Source organism: Desertimonas flava, from assembly GCF_003426815.1.
In the GTDB taxonomy this organism is placed as follows: domain Bacteria; phylum Actinomycetota; class Acidimicrobiia; order Acidimicrobiales; family Ilumatobacteraceae; genus Desertimonas; species Desertimonas flava.
The window spans coordinates 243,145-261,423 of record NZ_QKYK01000001.1 but is presented as its reverse complement, the minus strand read 5'-3'; the positions used below and the strand labels follow the sequence as shown (position 1 = coordinate 261,423).

At 68.7% G+C, this 18,279-nt stretch carries 15 protein-coding genes and 1 pseudogene; all 16 read right to left on the bottom strand.

Annotation, left to right across the window (positions count from 1 at the left end):
- Nucleotides 1-155: 155 nt before the first annotated feature.
- A complete protein-coding gene (locus tag DN771_RS01285; protein ID WP_162941412.1) occupies nucleotides 156-1,316 on the bottom strand; it encodes an MFS transporter in 1,161 nt (386 codons plus the stop codon).
- Nucleotides 1,313-2,818, bottom strand: a complete 1,506-nt coding sequence (locus DN771_RS01280) for an aldehyde dehydrogenase family protein (RefSeq protein ID WP_116995506.1) — start codon at nucleotides 2,816-2,818, stop codon at nucleotides 1,313-1,315. The genes DN771_RS01285 and DN771_RS01280 overlap by 4 nt, the downstream gene beginning before the upstream one ends.
- Nucleotides 2,815-4,512 carry a thiamine pyrophosphate-binding protein gene (locus DN771_RS01275; RefSeq protein ID WP_116995505.1) on the bottom strand — a complete coding sequence of 566 codons (1,698 nt, stop codon included), beginning with the start codon at nucleotides 4,510-4,512 and terminating at the stop codon, nucleotides 2,815-2,817. The genes DN771_RS01280 and DN771_RS01275 overlap by 4 nt, the downstream gene beginning before the upstream one ends.
- 120 nt (nucleotides 4,513-4,632) lie before the next feature.
- Nucleotides 4,633-5,703, bottom strand: a complete 1,071-nt coding sequence (locus tag DN771_RS01270) for an ABC transporter substrate-binding protein (protein WP_162941411.1) — start codon at nucleotides 5,701-5,703, stop codon at nucleotides 4,633-4,635.
- A gap of 74 nt (nucleotides 5,704-5,777) precedes the next feature.
- Nucleotides 5,778-6,530, bottom strand: a complete 753-nt coding sequence (locus DN771_RS01265; RefSeq protein ID WP_162941410.1) for an ABC transporter permease — start codon at nucleotides 6,528-6,530, stop codon at nucleotides 5,778-5,780.
- Nucleotides 6,527-7,378 carry an ABC transporter permease gene (locus DN771_RS01260; protein WP_116995502.1) on the bottom strand — a complete coding sequence of 284 codons (852 nt, stop codon included), beginning with the start codon at nucleotides 7,376-7,378 and terminating at the stop codon, nucleotides 6,527-6,529. The genes DN771_RS01265 and DN771_RS01260 overlap by 4 nt, the downstream gene beginning before the upstream one ends.
- Nucleotides 7,378-8,217, bottom strand: a complete 840-nt coding sequence (locus DN771_RS01255; RefSeq protein WP_116995501.1) for an ABC transporter ATP-binding protein — start codon at nucleotides 8,215-8,217, stop codon at nucleotides 7,378-7,380. Before DN771_RS01255 ends, DN771_RS01260 begins: the two co-directional genes overlap by 1 nt.
- Nucleotides 8,210-10,543 carry a xanthine dehydrogenase family protein molybdopterin-binding subunit gene (locus DN771_RS01250; RefSeq protein WP_116995500.1) on the bottom strand — a complete coding sequence of 778 codons (2,334 nt, stop codon included), beginning with the start codon at nucleotides 10,541-10,543 and terminating at the stop codon, nucleotides 8,210-8,212. Before DN771_RS01250 ends, DN771_RS01255 begins: the two co-directional genes overlap by 8 nt.
- Nucleotides 10,536-11,021, bottom strand: a complete 486-nt coding sequence (locus DN771_RS01245) for a (2Fe-2S)-binding protein (protein WP_116995499.1) — start codon at nucleotides 11,019-11,021, stop codon at nucleotides 10,536-10,538. The genes DN771_RS01250 and DN771_RS01245 overlap by 8 nt, the downstream gene beginning before the upstream one ends.
- The gene (locus DN771_RS01240; RefSeq protein ID WP_162941409.1) at nucleotides 11,018-11,803 is read right to left on the bottom strand and encodes an FAD binding domain-containing protein; all 786 of its coding nucleotides are present in this window, start codon (nucleotides 11,801-11,803) and stop codon (nucleotides 11,018-11,020) included. The genes DN771_RS01245 and DN771_RS01240 overlap by 4 nt, the downstream gene beginning before the upstream one ends.
- Nucleotides 11,800-12,258 carry an SRPBCC family protein gene (locus DN771_RS29105; protein WP_162941408.1) on the bottom strand — a complete coding sequence of 153 codons (459 nt, stop codon included), beginning with the start codon at nucleotides 12,256-12,258 and terminating at the stop codon, nucleotides 11,800-11,802. Before DN771_RS29105 ends, DN771_RS01240 begins: the two co-directional genes overlap by 4 nt.
- A gap of 2 nt (nucleotides 12,259-12,260) precedes the next feature.
- On the bottom strand, nucleotides 12,261-13,295 hold the full coding sequence (locus tag DN771_RS01235; protein ID WP_205528357.1) for an LLM class flavin-dependent oxidoreductase: 1,035 nt from the start codon (nucleotides 13,293-13,295) through the stop codon (nucleotides 12,261-12,263).
- Between the two features lie 24 nt (nucleotides 13,296-13,319).
- Nucleotides 13,320-14,774, bottom strand: coding sequence for a dihydroorotase (locus DN771_RS01230; RefSeq protein ID WP_116995497.1), 1,455 nt, complete (start codon nucleotides 14,772-14,774; stop codon nucleotides 13,320-13,322).
- Nucleotides 14,771-15,730 (bottom strand): alpha/beta hydrolase, encoded by a 960-nt coding sequence (locus DN771_RS01225; RefSeq protein WP_116995496.1) that lies wholly within the window; start codon nucleotides 15,728-15,730, stop codon nucleotides 14,771-14,773. The genes DN771_RS01230 and DN771_RS01225 overlap by 4 nt, the downstream gene beginning before the upstream one ends.
- Before the next feature lie 143 nt (nucleotides 15,731-15,873).
- On the bottom strand, nucleotides 15,874-16,527 hold the full coding sequence (locus tag DN771_RS01220) for a GntR family transcriptional regulator (RefSeq protein WP_116995495.1): 654 nt from the start codon (nucleotides 16,525-16,527) through the stop codon (nucleotides 15,874-15,876).
- Between the two features lie 430 nt (nucleotides 16,528-16,957).
- A pseudogene (locus DN771_RS01215) lies at nucleotides 16,958-18,225 on the bottom strand (IS256 family transposase).
- Nucleotides 18,226-18,279: the final 54 nt, after the last annotated feature.

Sequence of the window (18,279 nt, the reverse complement as noted above, 5' to 3'; positions counted from 1 at the left end):
GGCAGGCGCTGTCATCCGTCGAAATGGCTTGGAACGCCTCGTATTCATACGATCGGTATACATCTCCTCCCCCGCGCCTCGCCGTCACACGTCGCGTGTAGTGCGTACCGACCCCGCGTCCTGAACAACGCTGGACGACCACAGCGGACTGAGTGTCAAACGTCAGGCAGTCGTAGGTCCCGCTGCGCGGCGGCGACAATCACGACAACCGCGGCCAGAGAGGCAATCAGCACGAACGCAGTGCCGATGCTCATTACGGCCACGAGACCGGTCATGAGTAGCGGAGCGGCCAGCTTTCCGGCGTTTTTCACGCTGCCACTCAGCGCGACTGCCCCCGCGCGCACGGAAGGATCGACCGACTGCACGACGAAAGAATCCTGGATCACCGACACGACACCGTCGCCGATTCCAAAGAGGGTCCCGATGACGATCGCCGCCCACCACTGCGGCACAACGGCAAACAGTACCAAAGCGGTTCCCGAACAGCTCAGTGCTGCCATCGCCAGGGCGCCGAGTGAGACCCGCCTCACCAGGGCCGGCATTCGCGTGGCGATCGCCGCTGCTGCGAGTGCCGAGATGCTGAGGACAAGGCCTGCTTGTCGAGCCGACGCCCCGTGCTCACGGACGAGCAGGAGTGGCAGGTACGTCAGCGTTGTGAACTTGAACACGAACCGGACGACACCCACGCACAGAACGAACACCATGCCGCGCAGGCGCATCGCCCCGGCAAGCGTCGACCGGTAGTTCCGATCGATTCGTCGCGGGGGCGCGTCGGTCGGGAGGATGACGAATCCTGCGAGGGCGACGGGGACCATCACGAGTTGGGCCAGCAGCGGCGCCTGCCACGCCAGGCCCACGAGGAGGGCTCCAGCGACCGGCAGGGCGAAGTCACCGGCCACCATGGCGACGGCACGGCGACCCTGAGCTCGCAGGAGCCGCGCTCCGGAGAATGCGTCACCGAGAATGGTGATGGACAGGGGCAGTACCGCTGCGAAACCGAGGCCCTGCACGGCGCGTAGCGCGAGCAGCGTTGGAACGTTCGGCGCAAGTGCACACAACGCACCGGCAACGCCGAAGGTGATGCCGCCGAACAGCCATACCACCCGACGGCCCACGAGATCCCCCAACACGCCGAGCGGCAGGGCCAGGACCACTCCCGGCACGAGATACACCGTGGTGATCCATCCAACGGCGGAGTCCGACAAGGCGAACTGTTCCTGTAGCGCCGGCATCGCCGATGCCAGCCCCTGAACCCCGGAGGTTGCCGCGATGCCGCCGAGACATGACAGCACGAGCACCAGTCGGGCTTGCGTCACCGGGAAAGCGCGCCGACGGCGATATTGATGCTCTTGACCCTCGTGTACGACTCGATCTCGTGCAACAGCGCCTGTTCGGTACCGATGCCCGACTGTTTCCAGCCGCCGAATGGCACGCCGCTGAAACGGGTCTCGACGTCGTTGATCCAGACGTAGCCGGCATCGAGACGGTCGGCGGTGCTCAGTGCGGCGTCGATGTCGCTTGTCCAGACGCTCGCTGTCAGCCCGTACTCGACAGAGTTGGCGACGGCGATGGCCTCGTCGAGGTCGGTCCAGCGGAGCACGGACAGCACGGGACCGAACACCTCGGTCTGAGCGATGTGGGAGTCGGACCTCACATCGGTGAGCACCGTCGGAGCGACGAAAGCTCCGTCGTCGAGTCCGAGCGACCGATCGGGTTGGCCACCACCGCTGACCACCGTGGCCCCGTCGGCGACGGCCCGGTCGATCATCCCCAGCACCCGCTGCTGGTGCTCCCGCGATACCAGTGACCCCATCTGCGTGCTCGGGTCATCGGGAAGACCGAGGCGGAGCGCTTCGACCGTCCGTACGACGCGCTCGACCACGTGGTCGGCGATCGACTCGTGGAGGAGCACCCGAGATGTCGATCCGCAGCTCTGGCCCTGGACCCGTGTGAAGTTCATGCCCTTCACGACGGCGGCCGCCGCGACGTCGGTGTCCACGTCGGCGAGGACGAGCATGGGGTTCTTGCCGCCGAGCTCGAGCGTGACGTGCTTGATCCGGCCGCTCGCCATCGCGGTACGTTGCACGGCGAGGCCCGACGGGACGCTCCCGGTGAAGGCGATCCGCTCCACCGCGGGGTGAGCGACGAGGGCCTCGCCGGCGTCGCGCCCCCCGGGCACGACGTTGAGGACGCCGGGTGGAAGCAGATCGGCGCTGAGGGCGGCGATCGCCACGGCGGAGATCGAGGCCTGCTCGGAAGGTTTGAGCACCACCGTGTTGCCTGCGACCAGGGCGGCGCCGATCTTCTGACACGTGAACAGCGTCGGGTGGTTGTAGGCCGCGATCGCCCCGACCACGCCGAACGGCTCGTGCTTGGTCAGGTGCCACCCCGTCGCCGTCGCCGGGATCGTCGAGCCGTGCAGCTCGATCCCGACGGCTCCGTTGAGGCCGAGCTGCTGTGCACCCTTGGCGCCGCTCGCGCGCATCGCCCCGAGCGGGCTCCCCGTGTCGAGGGCGTCGATCAGGGCCAGGTCGTCGATCCGCGCGGCGATGCGCCGGGCGAGCTCCTGGATCCGTTCACCGCGCTCGACCATGCCGAGCGCTCGCCAAGCCGGTGCTGCGCCGGCGGCCGCGGCGACGGCATCGGCGACATCGTCCGGCTTCGCGAACGATCGTTCCGCGAGGAGCCGCCCGGTCGCCGGCTCGTGCGACGGTCGGCTCGACGACGCGAGGCGGGGCGAACCGTCGATCCAGAGCGGAACGACCGCCTGCCGGTCGATTCGCACCTCACCGAATCGGAGGTCGAGGCCACCACTCATCGCGCCCCCACGATCGGCACGCTGACCAGGACGGGGGTGCCGGACGCGACCGCGTCGACCGCCGCGGTGAGCGTGACCGCCAGCTCCTGCTCGTCCCCGTCGGCGCGATGGGCCTCCCAACCCATCGACCGGGCGAGGCCGGCGTAGTCGATCTTCGGCCCGGTGAATTCCAGGCCCGGCCCCACACGTCGTGCCTCCCGGCCTCGCCGCGCGGCGACGGCGTGCTGGTGCACGACGTCGCGGTAGTAGCTGCCGTTCTCCTCGACGATCACGAGCAGGGCGAGACCGTGGTGGGCCGCGGTCCACAGCGCTTCGGGCGTGTACATCAGGTCGCCGTCGCCTTGCAGATCGATCACCACGTGCCCGCTGTCGCGATGAGCCAAGGCGGCACCGATCGACGCCCCCGGCCCGTAGCCGAGACCTTCGCCTCCGGAGCGACCGAGAAACTCACCGGGCCGGTACCGCAACGATCGGCGGGCCCAGCCGCTGAGCCAGCCGTTGGCGACCGTGCGTGGCCGCGAACCGAGCGCGTCGGCCAGCGTGCGCGCGACCACGCCGGGGTGGAACGGCGCCATCGTCGAGGCGCCGTCCGGCAGCTCACGGACTCCTGAGAGGGTATCGAAGCATGCGGGCAGCGGCCGAGCCTTGAGGTCGACCGATTCCACCAGGGCGTCGAGCGCCAGTCCGGGATCGGCCACCAGCTCCCGACGGCGCGCATCGAGCGATTCGATGCGCATCCAGCCACGGGCCATCGCCGCGGCGAGTCCAACCGCGACGACCGGGCGGTCGGCGGCCCCGCCCGGCGAGATCCCAGGACCCCGCCAGGCCGGATCGCGGGCCTCGACGGTCACGATCAGATCTGCGGCATCCCACGCCTCGGCGAGGGCGTCGCTCACATCGTGCGGATGGCCCACCGGGACGTTGCCGCCGCCCATGTCGGCGAGCCCTGCGCCGACCCGTTCGGCGAGCGTCACCAACGCAGCGGCGGTGGAGGCATCGAGCGGACGGTCGGCGACGAGCAACGGCCGCGCGGCCGCCGTCAGCATCTCGGCGATCTCGTCGACCGCGGTGGGGTCGGGGCCGGGTCGGGTGGCGCGTTGCGCAACAACTCCGTCGAGGAGCGCGTCGGCGTCGGCGACGGGTGCCTCCTGCAGATGGACGTCGAGTCCCAGCACCGCCGGACCGCCCGGCCACGACCGGGCCGCCCGCCACCCGCTTGCCAGGCTCGACGCGAGGGCAGCCGGCGACGTCGGCTGATCGGTCCACACACACCAGTCCCGTACGGCGCTCGTCTGGTCGTTGACGGTGTGGATCCAGTCGATCCAGGCTCGGCGCTGCGCCGAGTCGAGCGGGCCGGTTCCGACAAGACCGACGAGAGGCGTTCGGTCGACCCAAGCGTTGAAGAGTGCCATCGAGGCGTGCAACAGCCCCACGGTGTCGTGGAGGGCGACCGCCATCGGCTCGCCGCTCGCCTTGGCGAACCCGTGGGCGATGTCCACGGCGACCTCTTCGTGGAGCGTCAGAATCATCTCCGGCGCTGGTCCGATGGGGTTCACGAGCGTGTCGTGAAGGCCGCGGAGCGATGCTCCAGGATTGATGGCCAGGTAGCGGCAGCCGAGCCGGGCGAGGGCGGCTGCGGCGAGATCGGAGCCCTCCCAGTCGGTGGGCGCGGAGATACAGGGGGATGGTGTCACGGGGGCGTCCTTGGGTGTCGATAGCGTCGAGGTGCGCTCGGCCCTCCCGCCGCGACAACGCTGGCGCGGCGAGAGGACCGTGGGAGGAGCTGGTCGGTAGGAACCGAGGGGTGCAGACCCTCAGCCTTCGCCGACCAGCTCCAGCGCCATCTCGAACGGGCGGGGGTCGACGACGTCCTCGAACGCCGGCACTTCCTCGAGGGCTCCCGACGCCACGGCGGCATCACCCATCACGGTCACGTGCTCGGCGGTGACACCTGTCTCGAGCGGCCAGAAGTCGTCGGTCGCGATGAGTTCGAACAGCTCGGTGAGCTCCGCCTCGGACGGCGGCTCGTCGACGTGGTCGTTGACCGCCGCGACGTACACGGCCGGATCGGCGGCGAGCGTGCGTGCACCCGAGATGATCGAGGCACACACCGCTGCGGCGACGTCGAGGTTCTCGTCGAGCCACTCGGCCGGCGCGGCCAGCGCCTCCTTCATGAACACCGGCACGTCCTCCCAGAGCGACGAGATGATCTGGGCGTCGGGGATGTTGGGCAGGATCTCCTCGTTGTATTGCGTGAGGTGCACCATGGTGGCGTTCACCTCGCCGCCGACGAAGGCGCTCGTTCGCAGACCGGACGACTCGATGATCTGCACGTTGGGCAGGTCGGTCGTGGAGCGATCGTCGCCGGACGCCTGGATCATGGCGTTGACGATGACGTCGCCGGCACCGCCGGGGCTGTCGACGGCGACCGTCGCGTCGCCCTCGAACAAGTCGGCGATGGTGTCGATTCCGGGCGTCGTGACGAGCACGAAGTCGTCGTTCTTGATGAACGGACAGAATGCCTTGAAGTCCTGGCCCTGCTGATTGACGAGCATCGTCGACACGAACGAGCCGCCGACGATGTCGGCTCCCCCCGACAGCACGGTCTGCGTGGCGACCGCGTGCGACTCGAAGACGAGCAGGTCGTCGGGCGTGAAGTCGAGCCCGAAGCTGGGTCCGACCTCGAGCAGGCCGTAGTCGCGTTCGACGAAGGTCGGCTGGGTCGGCGACGTCCACGCGATGGTCGGGACCTCGAGCGGTTCGGGCGCTTCCGTGGCCGGCGTGGTGGCGGCGGCCGCCGGCGCTGCCGCGCCGACGGTCACCGAGACTGCCGCCGTTGCGATCATGAGTCGCCGGCGGCCACTCGGGAGTGAGGGATGGATCATGAGCATGCTCCTTTGTTGCTGGTGTCTCGGTCGCGGCGTGGGTCACCGCTCCGAACGGGGTCCGTTCCGGGCACTCATCGCTGGTGTTGGTAACGGAGAATCCGGCGCTCGACGAGGGCGGCGAGCTTCATCAGCACGAGGCCGACCAGCATGACGAGCAAGATGAGTGCGAGCAGCCGGGGAACGTCGAACGTCGAGCTGGCGTACAGCGTGAGACGTCCGATGTTGGCGGCAGCGAGCAGGAGTTCGGCCGTGACCGCTCCGCGCAGGGCACGTCCGACACCGAGCCGGAGCCCCGACACGATGAGCGGCATGGCGCTCGGGAGCACGACCCGGCCGTACAGGGTGCGCCGGTTGGCGCAGAACGATCGAGCCAGCTCGTAGCGGCTGTCGGGCACGCCGCGCACGCCCTCGATCGTGTTCATGATGATCTCGAAGATGCACCAGAAGACGATGAAGAAGACCCGCCCGCGAAATCCCAGCCCGGTGTAGATGCCGATGATCGGGATCAGCAACGACATCGGCGTGGCGTACGCCGCGTCGACGAGCGGCTCGAGCGTGTTGCGGCCCCACGAGGTGACGGCGATGACGAACCCGATGGCGACGCCGAGGACGGCGGCGATGACGTAGCCGACGCCGGCTCCGAGCAGCGTCAGCCCGAGGGCGTTGAGCACGCCGTCCTCGCTGATCGCCTCCCACAGATCGCGTGCGACGTCGGTGAAGGGGGCGACGGCGAAGACGTCGGGCTTCGAGCCGTACCACTGCCACAGGAGCAGGACGGCGGCGACCGACAGCACGGTGACCGCCCGGAGCGCCAGGACCTTCATCGGGCCACGTCCGCCGGGTTCGCCCACGGGGTGAAGCGACGCTGCGTGTACAGCAGCAGCTGGGTGAGGACCACGCCGACGATCACCACCATCGACGCGAGGGCGAAGAACTCGCCGAGCTTGCGGGCGAGGCCGAGCGACTGCAAGCGGCGACCGGTGTCGACGGTGATCCACAGTTCGGCCACGATCATCCCCTGGATCGCCTGGCCCATGCCCAGGCGCATGCCGGCGAGGATGAACGGGAGCACGCTCGGGGTGACGATCGAGCGGACGATGCGCCAGCGCGATGCGTCGAACGACCGGGCCATCTCGCGAAGCTCGGGGTCGACGCTGCGCACGCCAGCGGCGGGATTCATGATCAGGTAGAAGCTGGCGAACAGGAAGACCACGGTCACCCGGAACGAGAAGTTCGTGCCGGCGAGCATGATGATGAACGGCAAGAGGGCGACCATCGAGGTGACGAAGAGGGCGTCGACGATCCAGCCGAGCATCGCCCTGGCGATGGACGACACGCCGATCGCCAGGCCAAGCGGGACGCCGATCACCACCGCCAGGCCGAACCCGGCGAGCATCTGGCGGTAGCTGCCGATCAACGACCCGAGCCCACCGTCCGACAGCACTTGGCCGTAGCCGGCGACGACATCGCTCAGGCGGGGCAGGAAGAAGTCTCCGACCTGGATCGCGGCGATCTCGTAGATCACGACGAGTCCGCCCCACACCACGAGCCGTTGGAACCATCGGCGGTCCCAGAGTCGGGGGCGCCGATCGGTGTGCTCGATCACTGTGGCGCTCGACGCGTCGGTGTGGGGGGCGGCCGTGACGGCCTGGGACACGGCGCCGACGGCCATCAGCCCGCTCCGTGGTTCATCGCGTCGCGAAGACGGTCCCACAGCACGCCGCGAAGGTGCGCGAACTCAGCGGAGCTGCGGATCTCCTGGTCGCGGGGACGCGGGAGGTCGACGGGCACGATGTCGACCACGCGCCCGGGCCGAGCGGACATGACCACGACGACGTCGGCGAGGAAGACCGCTTCGTCCATGTCGTGGGTGACCAGGATCGTCGTGCGGTTGTCGAGTGCGAGCAGGCGGGCGAACTCCTCCTGGAGGAACGTGCGGGTCTGCGCGTCGAGCGCGCCGAACGGCTCGTCGAGCAGCACGAGCTCGGGTTCGGTGGCGAACGCCCTGGCCAATCCGACCCGCTGTTGCATGCCACCGGACAGCTGAGCGGGGAAGTGCCGCTCGAACCCCTGCAGGCCCACCAGTTCGAGGTAGCGGGCGACGCGGGCCTTGATCTCGGACTTGGGCACGCCGAGGCACTCCATCCCGAACGCGACGTTCTTCTCGACCGTGCGCCACGGCAGGAGGTTGGCGTGCTGGAACACCATGCCGCGGTTGGCCCCGGGGCCGTCGACGACGGCGCCGTGCACGGTGACCGTGCCCCGTGTGGCGGGGATCAGTCCGTCGACGATCCGCAACAGCGTCGACTTGCCGCAGCCGCTCGGCCCGATGATGGCGCAGAACTGGCCACGCTCGAGCCCGAAGTTGATGTCCTCGAGCGCGTTGGTCGAGACGGTCTGCCGACCCCGGCGGACGGCGTAGGTCTTCGACACATGGTCGATCGAGACGAAGGAGCCGCTGGTGTCGAGCGCGGTCGGGCGCTCGGCGAGAGGCACGGACAGGTCAGGCATGAGAGGCACTCCTCGACGCGGTCGGTGGCAGGTGGATCGCCTCGTCGTCGCGAGTCCGCTGCAGGAGCGACCAGACGCGAGTCGGCGTGAGTGGAAGCGTGTCGGGCCAGACGCCGATCGCCTTGGCGACCGCCGCCACCACGGCGGCCGGGATCGGGTTCATCGCGCCCTCGCCACTCCCCTTGACGCCCGACGGCCCGACACCGTCGGCGCGCTCGGCGACGAGCGACGTGATACGGCGAGGCACGTCACGCATGCGCGGGACGCGGTACTCGATCAGGTTGGGATTGGCCAGCTGTTGGCCGTCGTAGACCAGTTCCTCCCACAGCGCACAGCCGAGGCCTTGCGTCGCCGCTCCGAGGTCCTGGCCCTTGACGAGCGCAGGGTTCACCGCGAAGCCCACGTCACCGACCATCACGAGGTGCTCGACGGTGACTTCCCCCGTGCGCTCGGCGACGGCGACCTCGACGCCGACGATGCCGACTTCCCAGAACGGCGGCAACTGGGCCGTGGCCCCGCTGCGCCTGATGACGCCGACGCCGGTCACCTCGCCGGCGTCGGCGCCGAACCACGTGCGGATCACGTCCGCAGGGTCGACGGCGCCGGGCGCCGAAGACGACTCGTCCGTGCCGACGACCACGAGCTGGCCGTCGCGCTCCACGACATCGGTCGCGTCGATCCCCATCGACTCGGCATGCATCGACCGCAGCTTCGACCAGATGTCGTCGCACGCCGCCGAGATCGCCAGACCGACGAGCGTGGTGGTGCGGCTCGCCCCGGTGGTCCACTCGTACGGGGTGAAGAGCGTGTCGGACTGGCCGACCGCCACCCGGGACACATCGATGCCCAGGCGATCGGCAACCATCTGGGCGAGTGCGGTTCGGCTCCCTTGCCCGAGCTCGGTCGAGCTGGTGAGCAGCGTGGCCGAGCCGTCGGCGTGCATTCGCACGTGCGCAGTCGAGATCGGCGACGCTCCTGCGTCGGACGCCGACAGGGCGAGTGCTCGCCCGCGCCTCACGCCGGGGGTCGGGGGCATGGCGTGTTCGTCGAGCGCAGCCCGGACGTCGTCCATGTCGGCGAGGAGGTCCGCGTCGATCGGCCGTTTGCCCGGCATCAGCTCCGTGCCGCGGGGCGCGAGGTTGATGCGACGGAGCTCGACGGGGTCCATACCGAGGCACTCGGCGGCGTACTCGAGGTTGAGCTCGCCGGCGAGGGCACCCTGCGGGGCTCCGAATCCACGGTACGAAGACGCCGGCGTGGTGTTCGTGTAGACGGCCCGGCCGACGACGCGCAGCGCCGGGACGCGGTACGGCCCGAAGCATCGGTGCGCACACTTGGTGAGGACCAGCGGACTGTTGTCCGCGTAGGCGCCGGTGTCGAGCTCGATCTCGGCGTCCCGGGCGACGATCCGCCCCTCGGCATCGAAACCGGTGCGCATCGTCACGACCGCGCCGTCGGCGCGGGTGGTGTTGATGGCAGCCTCGACGTCGGTGGTCACCTTGACCGGCCGACCGGTCACCCACGATCCCACTGCGGCGAGCGGTTCGAGTTTGGTGTACGACTTCGAGCCGTAGCCACCGCCGACATACGGCACCTCGACCCGCACCGCCGAGAGCGGCAAGCCGAAGATCGCCGCCAGCTCCTTGCGCACCATCAACGGGTGCTGAGCCGTCGAGACGACATGGAGGCGCCCGGGCTGGTATTCGGCGACGGCGTTGTACGTCTCCATCGCATAGGCGTAGACCATCGGGAACCGGACGGTGTTGGCCACCAGCGTGGCGGCACCGGCCATCGCGGCGTCGACATCTCCCCAACCGATCTGGACCTGGTGGGCCACGTTGTCGGTCTGCTCGGCCGGTTCGACCTCGAGGAACCCCGCGCCGGGGTCGAGGTACGAACCGGTGTGGATCGGGGTCGCCCCGGTAGCGAGGGCGGCGGCCGGGTCCATCGACTCCGGGAGCTCGTCGTACTCGACGCGTACGAGCGATGCCGCATCGCTGGCATCGTGGAGCGACTCGGCCACGACGAGCGCGACCGGCTCGCCGAAGTAGCGGACCCGGTCGCCGGCGAGGATCGGGTGGTCGGGGATGATGTGGCCGAATCGCGACCGGATCCCGACGAGGTCGGCGGCGGTCACGACGGCGATGACGCCGGGGGCGGCCAGGGCATCGCCGGCATCGATCTCCTGGATGCGGGCGTGGGCGCGCTCGGAGCGGACCACGGCTCCGTGGGCCTGGAACGGCATCGTGGCGTCGATGCTGTAGGCCGCCCGGCCCGTGACCTTGGCGAAGGCGTCCCGCCGTGGGACCGAACGCTGATCAGCCACGGGCTCCGCCCGACGCAGCTCGCGCCTGCCTGACCGCCGCCTCGATCGGCGCGTACCCGGTGCACCGGCAAAGGTTCCCGTCGAGCCACTCGCGGATGGTGTCGTCGTCGACGTCGGGCTGCTCGTTGAGCAGGGCTACGGCCATCAGCACGTACCCGGGTGTGCAGAAGCCGCACTGGAAGGCGTTCTGGTCGCAGAAGGCCTGCTGCACCGGATGCAGCCTGGTTCCGTCGGCCAGTCCCTCGATCGTCGTGACCGCCCGGCCGTCGAGATCGCAGGCCAGGAGCGAGCACGAGCTGGCGGGCTGACCGTCGACGAGCACCGTGCATGCCCCGCACACCTGGAGCTCGCAACTCACCTTGGTGCCGGTCAGACGGAGGTCGTCGCGCAGGAACTCGGCCGTGGTGACGCGGATCGGCACGCGCCGCTCGACGAGGCGGCCGTTCACCACGCACGTGACGTCGGTCGAGGTGCTCACGGCACGTGGTCCAATCGCTCGGCGAGGTAGCCACGCAGCACTGCACGCTTGTACTCGGCACTCCCAGCGAGGTCGTCGGACAGGCCGAGTCTCTCGGTGAACGACTCGACCGCTTCGGCGTCGCCCGGACCGAACTCGCCGGCGACTGGGCGCTCGGTTGCGGCGCCGACGACGACGCGACGGCGGTCGCCCACGGGCACGACGGCGACGCCGATCGTCGGCCGTTCGTAGCTCTGCAGCTTCCAGTACGTGGTCCCGGCGGGCTCGAAGGGCACCCGGATGCCGACGAGCAGCTCGTCCGGGCCGAGTCTCGTCTCGAACGCCCCGACGATGAAGTCGTCCACCGACATCGTCAGGGAACCCGACGGACCGGCGATGTCCACGGTCGCGCCGAGCGCAACGAGCAGCGTCGCGAGGTCCGACCGGGGCTCGGCGAAGCAGAGGTTGCCGCCGATCGTGCCGGTGCTGCGCACTCTGGCGTTGCCGACCCGACCGGCCGCGGCCGCCAGCGTCGGAGCCTTGTCCCGGACAATGTCGCTGCTCGCCAACTCCCGGTGCGTGGTGACCGCTCCGAGACGCAGCTGGTCGGCCTCTGCCGTGATCCCCCCGAGGTCATCGATGCGCTTGAGATCGACGATCGCGATGGGGAACCGCACGCCCAGCCTGAGCGCCGGGACGAGCTCCGTCGCTCCCGCGTACGGAGCGTGGTTCTCGTCGATCACGGCCAATGCCTCGTCGATCGACGTCGGACGAACCAGCTCGAGCTCGGGCAGCACGCTCACGCGACGAGCCCCACGCTTGCCGCCGAGCAGAACTCGTCGACAAGTTTGCGCGCCTTCGTCCGGATGGTGCCGGCACCGAGCGTCGCCACCTTGCCGGTGATCTCGTATGTGCCGCTCGCCGTCACTTGTGTCGAGGAGTCGTCGACGGGCACGAGATCGACGGCGGCGTCGATGACGATGCGGGACCGTACCTGCCGGTCCTCGCCGGTCGCCCTGACCGCGATGCGCCGTCCTTCGACCACGTCGACCACGTCGATCGCGAGATCGGCCTTGAGCGAAAAGGGGCCGACCTTGTCCTGCAGCACGGCGTCGTAGTGACTGAGCGGCGCCCGTTCGGTCACGTGGTGGAGGATCGGGAGCCACGACGCCACCGTGGTGACGTCGATGAGTCGCGGCCAGATCGCTTCCGTCGGCGCCGCCACGATCAGGTCCTGGCTCAGCGTCTCGCGGGCCATCGCTACGCGCTCCGGAGGGCCGGCAGCACTTCGCGGCCGAGCAGTTCCATCGACGCGAACCAGCGCTCGTACGTCAGCCGGAAGTCGAAGACGAGATGCCGAACACCGACCTCGGCGAACCGGTGGACCTGCTGCACGACCTCGTCGGGTGTGCCGGCGATGAGCGATCCCTCGATGTCGGCCGCGGTCTTGAACTCGCCGGACTCCGGCTTGGCCCACCACTTGCCACGCTTGTTGGCCCAGGCGATGAGCCCGTCGATGTTCAGTCCCTCGAATGCCGCGTCATGCATCGGAGCGATCGATGTCGGCGGGATGACGCCGATGGTCGGCATCGGCCGCCCGTTCTCGTCGGTGATCTGGCGCATCGTGGCGGCGCGCTGCTCGATCGTCCGCAGGGTTGTGCGACCCGGCATCCAGCCGTCGGCGTACTCCGCGGCGAGGCGGGCGGACTTGGGGGTCGCGCCGCAGTACCAGAACGGAATGGGCGACGCCGGCTTCGGCGCGACGGTGACGTTGGTGAAGTTGTAGTACTCGTCCTTGTAGGTGACGTCGTCCTGGGTGGCCAACAGGCGGAGGATCTCGGCGTTCGACCGCACGAGGTCGACGCGGTTCGCGTCGCCCATGCCGACGACGTCGAATTCGTGGTCGAACGTGCCTGCGCCGAAGCCGATGACGAGCCGGTCCTCACCGATGAGCTTGTCGATCGTCCCGAGCGTCAAGGCGGTGTGGACGGGGTGGCGGAACGGGATCAACGACCCCGTCCCGAGCTGGATCCGCTCGGTGACGGCCCCGACGGCGGTCAGCGTCGTGAGTGCTTCGTAGAACGTCGGGTCGGGCGTCTCCATCTCACCGTGCGGTTCGAAGACGAGATGGTCGCGGACCCACAGCGAGTCGAACCCGTAGCTCTCGGCGAGGACGGCTCCGTCGAGCAGCTTGCTGCGATCAGCGTGCTCTCCGAAGTGCGGCAGCAACAGGCCGTACTTGATGCTGGCTGCGCCGGTCGGGGCGACCGGGCTGGTGGTGGTGGTGTCAGTCATGTCATGTTCCTTCGTGGCGGATGATCAAAGGGCGGGGCGGGCGAGACGGCCCCAGCCCGGCTTGCCGACGACGGCGCCGTCCGCGAACACGTCGGTCCCGCGAACCATGGTCCGCGTGATCGCGCCCTGGCTGGTCCGGCCGTCGTAGGGCGTCCAACCGCTTCGCGACAGCACGGCGTCGTTGGAGTAGGTCGTCGTCCGGCGCGGATCGAACAGCACCAGATCGGCGTGGTAGCCGGGACGGATGAACCCCTTGTCGGCGACCTTGAACTCGGTGGCCGGCTCTTCGGCCACGACCTCCGCGACGCGCGGCAGCGAGATCTTGCCGTCAGCGGCCGAGTCGAGCAGGAGGGCGTACTGATCCTGGATCCCCGGCGTTCCGGTGTGGCACGCCCAGCAGTCCTCCCACCCAACTTCCTTCTCCGCCCGGGTGTGGGGCGCGTGGTCCGACGCGAGCATGTCGATCGTGCCGTCGTTGAGCGCCTCCCACACCGCTTCGCGGTGGTGGTCGGGGACCCAGTACGACAGGGCGTAGGGACCGAGCTCGTTGACGTCGCGCCACGTCGACAGGAAGAGCGCCCAGTGGTTCACCTCGCAGCTCACCTGCACGCCGCGTTCGCGCGCCCGGCGGACGAGCTCGATCGAGCCGGCGGTCTGCATGTGGACGATATGGAGCTTGGTGCCGGTGGCCTCGGCCATCTGCAACAGCACGGCGATCGCGGTGTCCCAGATGAGGCCGTTGTGGGTGGCCAGCGTCTGGGCGTAGGCCTGCGGGCTGCGGTCACCCTTTGCCCAGTACGACTGCTCGGTGACATCCATGATCGCCTGGTCGTGGGGGTGCACCATGAACGGAAGCCCGGTGGGCTTGATCGCCTCGAACATGCGGAGCAGATGCCCGTGGTCGTGGATGCCGCTTCCGCTGGGGTGCGGGTAATCACGCCCGGTGTCGACGACCATGTAAATCTTGAAGGCGGCAACGCCGGCCTCGGCCATCGCCTTCACCTCGTCGAGCTGCGACGGCACGGGATTGTGGTTCCAGTCGACGAGGCTCTTCGAGTCGTACAGCTCGAACAGGTCGTCGAGGATCTCGCGCGTCTTGGTGACGGGATTGAGGTTGGGCATCCCGAAGACCGTCGTGACACCGCCGGCGGCGGCGGCCGTGGTGCACGTCGAGATGTCCTCCTTGTGTACGTATCCGGGCTCGCGGAGATGGACGTGGACGTCGATCATCCCCGGCAGCACGTACTGGCCGGAGGCGTCGACGCGTTCGACGTCCTCGTGGAGCGGTACGGCTCCCGGCGACGCGACGGCGACGATGCGCTCGCCGGCGATCAGCACGTCAGCCGGCTGCACCCCGGCGCCCGTGACGACGGTGCCGCCGGCGATGACGCGATCGATTCGCGGCTGCGGGAGCGTGATCCGGTGGCTCGCGGTGGTGGGGGTCGTGGACGTGGTGGGTTCGGTCGTGTCGCCGTTCATGAGGACGTCGCCTTCAGGTTCAGGGTCTCGTATGTGTCGGTGTCTCGGATCTGGGTGCGCATGTCGATGGCCCCGCCGTCGAAGCCGGCGCGATACCAGCCGACGATCTCGGGGATCACCTCGGCGCCGTACTGCTGGTAGGCCGCGTAGTGGGTGGTGTGGCGTTGCATGATCAACCGCTTCGGAGCACCGGCCTGCTCGTACAGTGCAACGGCGTGATCGGTCGGCGTCACGGCGTCGTCGGCGACACCGATGATCAGCAGCGGCGTCGGGGCGACGAGGCCAACCACATCGATCGGCCGGTAGCGCATGATCGCCTCGGCGCAACGCAGCGGGACCGAGGTCGGGATCCGCGAGTCGACGTCGCCTTTGACGTTGATCGCCTTGCGCTCGGGGGTCGCCACCATGATCTCCTCACGGGGATGGACCAGTTCGCCGGTGCCGCTCAGCACCCGTTGCTTGCGGTCGGCGTCGAGGCGTGCGAGGAATTCCTGCCACTCGTACTCGCGACGCATGCGGTGCAGCCAGTCCTCCCCGTCGGCGACGGGGACCTGGGAGACAGCGACGCGAACGCGGCGGTCGGCGGCTGCGAGCAGGACGGCGTTACCGCCACCGGTGCCGCCCGACCCGAACACTCCGAGGTTGTCGGCGTCGACGTTGTCGCGGGTGGTGAGGTAGGTGACGGCATTCTGCAGGTCCTCAAGCTGCATCTGGGGCAGCAAGATCCCGCGGTCACCGTCGCTGTCCCCGAAGCCGCGGTAGTCGAAGATGAGGACGTGGAACCCGGCCGCGGTCAACGCCTCGTGGTAGGGCAGGTAGAGCTTGGCGTCCTTGAGGCCGAGCCACCCCGGACCCTGCACGATGGCCGGCGCCGAGCCCGACATCTCGTCGGGGGATCTCAGGATGCCGCGCAGGCGAACGCCCTCGCTGTAGAAGTCGACTGATGCTTGTCTCATGATCGGTGTGATGTGTCCTTTCGGGGGCGCGCGCGATGAAGCGGCGGTCACTCGGCGTGGTGGTCGGGCCGCCTGGCCCTGGATTCCGCCGGGCTCGGTCGGAGCCGGGTTGGGTGAACTGGTGCCGGGAGTCCGGCGCTACGTCACGTGTGCCGTTCGAGCCACGCGATGAGGTCGTCGCGGGACACCTCGAGGTGTTCGGCGACGATCCTGGCCGCCGCGTCGGCCGCCCGATCGACGATCGCGCGCCGCAACGCGAGGTGAGCACCCTCGGCGTGACGGTGCGTGTTGAGGTGGTAGCGGGTCACCTCGTCGCGCATGCGCATGATGACGCCGTGGATGCGCGGTGAGCCGCTCAGCCGGTACAGCTCGTCGTAGAACGCTCGACGGCTGCGCTGGCCCACCACCGGGTCGTCGGCGAAGTGGTCCATCGTCTCGCCGAGTTGGGCGAGATGCAGCGCCTGTCCGTCGTCGATCCGCTCGACCGCCCGCTTGGCGGCCATCGGCTCGAGGGCCATGCGCACGTCGTAGATCTCGCGGACGTCGTCGACGTTGAGCTTCGTCACGCGGGCGTTGCGACGCTGGTCGATCTCCACCAAACCGTCGCCAGCCAGTCGAATCAGTGCGTCGCGCAGCGGGATTCGGCTGACGCCGTACCGCTGAGCGAGCTGGGCCTGGTGCAGGTGCTCCCCCGGCGCGAACTCCCCGGTCAGGATGGCCGCCCGCAGGTCGTCGACGAGGGCGTCCGTCATCGTGGCCGGACGCTGCAACGCCACGACGTCGCGCTGTTCGCTCATCCGACCTCCTGAAGTCGCGAGTTGGTACCGAATGCACACCGCTGGTACGGAGGACCGTCCGGGTGCACGTGGAGTCTGCCATCCCCATGCGTGCCTATACAAGCATCCATGTATACATGAATGCAAGCGCCGGAACCCCTGTTCACGCAATGGACACGCACGACGGGTCCCCGCCGCAACCTCGAGCCACACGCTTGACCTCTCATCCGTCGGGTAGATAACCCCGACGGATGACGGGTGGGCGATCCAGGCGTCGCCAAGCGCGATGCGGGTGAGTCAGCCCCCCCCGGCGCAGGCGCTCGCGCACTGCGATCGCAGTACACCGCGGGTCATGTTGGCGATCAACGAAAGTCGCGTTCTGCGATCGGGTCTGTCAGGAACTTGGTGTAACTGGTCTGGCTGGTGTTGGTTGTTGGGATCGTAGGGCTCTCTAGAAGAGGCGGCCCTCGAAGGTGATCGCGAAGGCGTTGAGGGCTGGCTTCCAGCGGTTCATCCAGCGTTCCTGACCGGTGCCTTTCGGGTCGAGCGACCGCACCACAAGGTAGAGGCACTTGAGTGCGGCCTGCTCGTCCGGGAAGTGACCCCGCGCTCGGGTCGCCCTTCGGAACCTGGCGTTCAGCGACTCGATGGCGTTTGTCGAGTAGATCACCCTGCGGATCTCTGGGCTGTAGTCCAAGAACGGTATGAACTCGGCCCACGCATTCGTCCAGAGCGTCTTGATGGCCGGGTAGCGGTTCCCCCAGATCGTGTGGAACTCGTCGAGACACCGAGCGGCGTCGGCCTCGTTGACCGCCGTGTACACGGGCCGCAGGTCGCGGGCCATCTTGTCCCAGTCCGCACGCGAGGCGAGCCGGAACGTGTTACGGATCAGGTGCAGCACACACGTCTGAACCAGCGCCAGCGGCCACGTCGCCTCGATCGCTTCGGGCAGGCCTTTCAACCCGTCGCACACGACGATGCACACGTCATCGACGCCACGGTTCTTGATCTCGGTGAGCACCTGCAACCAGTACTTGGCGCCCTCGCCGCCGGTGCCGACCCAGAGCCCGAGGATGTCGCGTTTGCCGTCGACGGTGACCCCGATCGCCGCATACACGGGCGGTTGGCGACTTGGCCGTCGCGGATCTTCACCACGATCGCGTCGATGAACACCACCGGATACACCCGCTCGAGCGGTCGGTTCTGCCACTCGGCGAGCTCGCCCAGCACCCGGTCGGTGATCTTCGAAATCGTCTCACGCGAGATCGTCGTCGAGTACACCTCAGCGAGATGGGCTTCGACCTCACCGGTCGTCAACCCTTTCGCGGTGAGCGAGATGACCATCGAGTCGACCCCATCGAGCCGCCGCTGACCCTTACGCACCGTCTCAGGCGCGAACGTGCTATCACGGTCCCGCGGCACGTCCAGCCGGATCGGGCCGATCTCGGTGATCACCGTCTTCGGGCGAGTGCCGTTCCGAGAGTTGCCACCGTTGCGGCCCTCGACAGCGTGCTTCTGATAGCCGAGATGCTCATCCATCTCGACCTCCAGCCCGGTCTCGAGGACCTGCTTGGTGAGATCGGCCAGCAAGCCGCCCGGCCCGACGAGACTGCGCCCATCGGCCTTCGCTTGGTCGACCAGCCGCTCCGCCAGCGACCGATCCGGCCGCGCCGCCACGGTCTCCTCCGACGGTGTCTCCACCGCCACATCATCATGCATCATCGTTGTCTGTCCTTCCCGCCGAGCAGCCGCTCAGCGTGTCAGGCCAGACCA